Here is a 1,721-nt window from a genome sequence, read left to right as displayed (position 1 = left end):
ATACCCCGTGGAGGGGTTCCCGAGCGGCCAAAGGGATCAGACTGTAAATCTGACGGCTCTGCCTTCGAAGGTTCGAATCCTTCTCCCTCCACCATCATTCAGAAAACCCGGCTTGGTGCCGGGTTTTCGCATTTCTGGGCCTCTTAATCCGCTATCCCTCTACACTGCCAACCTTTATCACCGTTTGCCTGCTGCCGAGCGCGCAATAAAAAACGGGAGGCCTGCGCCTCCCGTTTACTCTCATCTCAGCCCTGTTACGGGGCGAAGCGTTACAGGGTAAAGCGATAGAAGATATCGACCGCCTGAGCCACTCCGCTCATCGCCTGCAGATAGAGCCGTGGCAATACCTCGTAGCGCAGCTTGAATTCGGCGATGGGACTGAAGACCCCGACCCCGTACTGGAACTGCAAACCCGGCAGCAGATAGGCCGACAGAGTCACCTGGGTGTTGTCACCACTGCCCGCGGTATCGAGGGAGACATCGCTCATCCCCAGCGACTCGCCGATACTCGACACCACGCCATTGGCCTGATTGACCGCACCGGCCACCAGCAGGCCGTTGAAACCGCCATCCTCACCGCCGGTCTGCAACCCTTTGCCGCGCAGCAGATAGGATAGCTGTTCCGACTGCGCCATCTGCGGCTCGGAGTAGACCGTGATTTCAGGCTTGCTGGCAGGGCCAGTCACCCGCACCCCGACCGTCACCTGACCCTCGATGGTATCGGGATCCCGGTTGGCCTCGATGTTGAGGAAGGGCCGATCCAGCGGACCGGAGAAGAGGATCCGCCCCTCCTTGATGATGAGGTTCTGACCGTAAGCCTTGAAGCGGCCGTTGGTCAGCACCAGCTGGCCATTGCCAGCCAGCGGCTTCTCGGGATCCTGACGGATATTGAGGCCACCGGAGACATCGGTCTTCAGCCCCATGGCATCAAGCTTCACATCGTTGCCAAGGCGGATCGCCACCTTCATCGCCAGCGGCAGGCTGGCCTGCTTGGTAACCGGGGGCAGATCGTCATAGACCACCGTCACATCGTCTGAGACCGCCACCGCCGAATCCGGCAGGCTCTTGACCAGAATACGTGCCCAGGGAATATCCACCTGACCGGTAATGCGGGTCTCCTCCCCCAGCGACACCGCGATATCGGGCGAGACTCTGACCCTGCCCATGCCCGGATATTGCGCCTCCAGATCCTTGCCCTGAATGGTGAGGCTGCCGCTGACCGGCATCTTGGCCCAGCTGAGCCAGCCGCCCAACGCCAGCGGTCCCTTGCCCACCAGCATGGAGCCATCGAGCTCGGCGCGATTGCCCTCGATCTTGAGGTGGGTCACCAGCTTGGTCAGGGTCACCATATCGGAGTGAGTCTGCACTTCACCGTCACGCAGGTTGAGCTGACCAAACAGCAGGGGCGCTGCCAGCGTGCCGTCGAAACGGGCATCGGCGGAGATGATCCCTTGCAGGGAGCGCACCTCAGGGATGAGCGGCGCAAAGGTATTAAGCTTGAGGTCGTCAAACTTGAGCTGACCGCCGAGCAGACCGCGACCGGCAGGCTCCCTGATCAGCAAATCGGTATCGATATTGCCGATCTGCTTGGAGGCAAAATCGAGGCGAATGGCCGCCTGCTGCCGCTCGAAATCCAGGGCCAGAGCCAGCTGCTGATAATCAGTCTTGAGACCATCTGCCACAAAAGTGCCCGGCGTGGTGCGCACCACCGCATGCAGGGT

Annotated in this window: 1 protein-coding gene and 1 tRNA gene; one reads left to right on the top strand and one right to left on the bottom strand. The window is 60.8% G+C overall.

Annotated features, from left to right (window positions below; genetic code table 11):
• Nucleotides 1-9: 9 nt before the first annotated feature.
• A tRNA-Tyr gene (locus AB5Y85_RS05540) sits at nt 10-94 on the top strand.
• Nucleotides 95-269: 175 nt separating this feature from the next.
• Here AB5Y85_RS05540 and AB5Y85_RS05535 read toward each other — a convergent pair.
• Nucleotides 270-1,721 (bottom strand): translocation/assembly module TamB domain-containing protein (locus tag AB5Y85_RS05535; RefSeq protein ID WP_368221258.1); only part of this gene is annotated, 1,452 nt, incomplete at its 5' end.

Source organism: Aeromonas sp. R3-1, assembly GCF_040908345.1.
GTDB classification, from domain to species: domain Bacteria; phylum Pseudomonadota; class Gammaproteobacteria; order Enterobacterales; family Aeromonadaceae; genus Aeromonas; species Aeromonas veronii.
Note: the sequence above shows the minus strand (reverse complement) of the source record. Positions and strands in the feature narration are given on the sequence as shown.